This is a genomic window from Sphingomonas bacterium (assembly GCF_903644135.1).
Classification (GTDB): Bacteria; Pseudomonadota; Alphaproteobacteria; order Sphingomonadales; family Sphingomonadaceae; genus Sphingomonas.
The window spans coordinates 1-2,708 of record NZ_CAHJXA010000364.1 but is presented as its reverse complement, the minus strand read 5'-3'; the positions used below and the strand labels follow the sequence as shown (position 1 = coordinate 2,708).

1 protein-coding gene is annotated in these 2,708 nt (G+C 67.3%); it reads right to left on the bottom strand.

Going from position 1 to position 2,708, the window contains the following annotated elements; translation table 11 throughout:
• Nucleotides 1-134: 134 nt before the first annotated feature.
• On the bottom strand, nucleotides 135-2,708 hold a 2,574-nt coding region (locus HUU96_RS14525; protein ID WP_174293449.1), incomplete at its 5' end, for a valine--tRNA ligase.

Genomic DNA, 2,708 nt, shown 5'->3' with positions numbered 1-2,708 from the left:
CGTCGGCGCGATCGCGCCGGTGGTGAGGTCGCGCTGGGCGGGCCTGCCGCCCGTGGCGGCGGGGGCGCGGGGGCGGGCAAGGGTGTCGGTCACGCCCGCGTTCCTAGCGGATGGATCATCCGACGGGAAGGAACTTAGCCCAGCCGCGCGAGCGCCGCGCCCAGCCGCTCCGCCTCCGCCGCCTTGTCGGCAGGGTCGGCGCGCGCCTTGTCGACCGCCTCGGGCTTGGCACGCTCGACGAAGCTGGCGTTGCCGAGGCGGGCGGCGAGAGTGTCGCGTTCTTTGGCAGCGGCGGCCATGGATTTGGCGAGGCGGGTGCGTTCGGCGTCGAGGTCGATGGCTCCTTCGAGCGGCAGCACGAACGTCGCCTCGTCGACCACCACCTGCGCCGCGCCGCCGGCCGCGTCGCCTTCCGCAAGATCAGCCCGCGCTAATCTCGCGATCACTCCTCGCTGACGAACGAGCCGCGCCATCGACTCCGATCCTGCCTCGCGGACGTGGAGCGGCAGCCGCGCACCGGGCGGAACGTTAAGCTCGGTACGCGCTGCCCTCACCTCACCGACCAGCCGGATCAGCCACTCGACTTCGGCCTCCGCCTCCGGATCAAGGCTGCGCGCGTCGGCCATCGGCCAGTGCGCGACGATCAATTCATGCTCACGCGGCGCGAGGGCGTGCCACAGCTCTTCGGTGATGAAGGGCATGAAGGGGTGGAGCAGCACCAGGATGGTGTCGAGCACCCAGCCTGCCACCGCCCGGGTCTCGTCGTCGATCGCGCCCTTGATCAGCTCCAGATACCAGTCGCAGAAGCGGCTCCAGACGAACTGATAGAGCGCGTTCGCCGCCGCATCGAAGCGATAGTCGGCGAGCGCGAGGTCGACCGCCTGGACGGTGCGGATCGCCTGGCCAACGATCCACTTGTTGATCGCCAGGCTCGCCGCCGCCGGCTCCAGCGTCGCCGACCCGCCGATGCCGTTCGCCTGGCAGAAACGCGCGGCGTTCCACAGCTTGGTGGCGAAGTTGCGGTATCCCTCGACCCGGCGCTCGTCCATCTTGATGTCGCGGCCCTGGCTCTCCATCGCCGCCATGAAGAAGCGCAGCGCGTCGGCGCCGTAGCGGTCGATCAGCCCAAGCGGGTCGACGGTGTTGCCCTTCGACTTGGACATCTTAGAACCGTCCGCGGCGCGGACGAGGCCGTGCAGATAGAGCGTGCGGAACGGCACGTCGCCCATGAAGTGCAGCCCCTGCATCATCATCCGCGCGTTCCAGAAGAACAGGATGTCGAACCCGGAGACGAGGACGTCGTTGGGGTAGCGGCCGGCGAGTTGGGAGGGCGGGTCACCCTCACCCTCACCCTTCCCACCGGCTTCGCCGGCGGGCCCCTTCCCTCTCCCGACGGGAGAGGAAGGGAGCGGCGAATCCGCGGAAGGGTGAGGGTCGTTCAAATCAGGCCAGCCCAGCGTTGCGAACGGCCAGAGCGCGGACGAGAACCATGTATCCAGGACGTCTGGATCGCGCCAGATGCCGATCCTCTTAAAGGATTTTTCCGTCGTCAGCTTTAAGGCTTCCGACTGGTTCGCAACCAGCTGGATCGAAAATCCCTCTCCCGGTTTCCAGCTTTGGCTGTAATAAGCGTATGCCTGCTTGAGGATCACATCATCTTCATTCAGAGCGACGAACGTCTTTAGCGTTTCCGGATTATCAACGCTCAATCCATACCAAGCCGGTATCCGATGCCCCCACCACAGCTGCCGGCTCACGCACCACGGCTGGATGTTCTCCATCCAGTTGAAGAACGTCTTCTCCCACGTCTTGGGCACCAGCCGGATCGCGCCCGAGCGCACCGCCTCGATCGCCGGCGCGGCCAGGGTCTTGGCGTCGACATACCATTGGTCGGTCAGCCACGGCTCGATCACCACGCCCGAGCGGTCGCCATAGGGCCGCTGGATGGTGCGGCTCTCGATCTTCTCCAGCCCGCCGGTCGCCTCCAGCAGCGCCACCACGCGCGCGCGGGCCTCGGCGCGGTCGAGGCCGACCAGCTCGTCTGGCACCAGCCCGTCGGCGGTCTGCACCACCCGCGCCTCCGCATCGAGCATGTTGAGCATGTCGCGCGCCTCGATCCCCGCTCGCCGGCCGACCTCGAAATCGTTGAAGTCATGCCCCGGCGTGATCTTCACCGCGCCCGAGCCGAGCGCCGGGTCGGCATGTTCGTCGGCAACGATCGGGATCAAGCGCCCGGTGATCGGCAGCCGAATTTGCCGCCCGACCAACGCGGCGTAGCGCTCATCGTCGGGATGGACCGCCACCGCCATGTCGGCGAGCAGCGTCTCCGGCCGGGTGGTCGCGACCGAGATGCTGCCGCTGCCGTCGGCGAGCGGATAGGTCAGGTGCCAGAAGCCGCCCTGCTCCTCGCGCGTCTCGACCTCCAGGTCGCTGATCGCGGTGCCCAGGCCCGGGTCCCAGTTGACCAGCCGCTTGTCGCGATACAGCAACCCCTCGCGATAGAGGTCGACGAACACCTTCAGCACCGCTTTGCTGAAGCCCTCGTCCATCGTGAACCGTTCGTTCGCCCAGTCCATCGAGCAGCCGAGCCGGCGCAACTGGCGAGTGATCTCGCCACCGCTCTCCGCCTTCCATTCCCAGACCTTGGCGACGAACTCCTCGCGCGAATAGTTAGTGCGCTTGTCCTGGTGCAGCGCCATCTGCCGCTC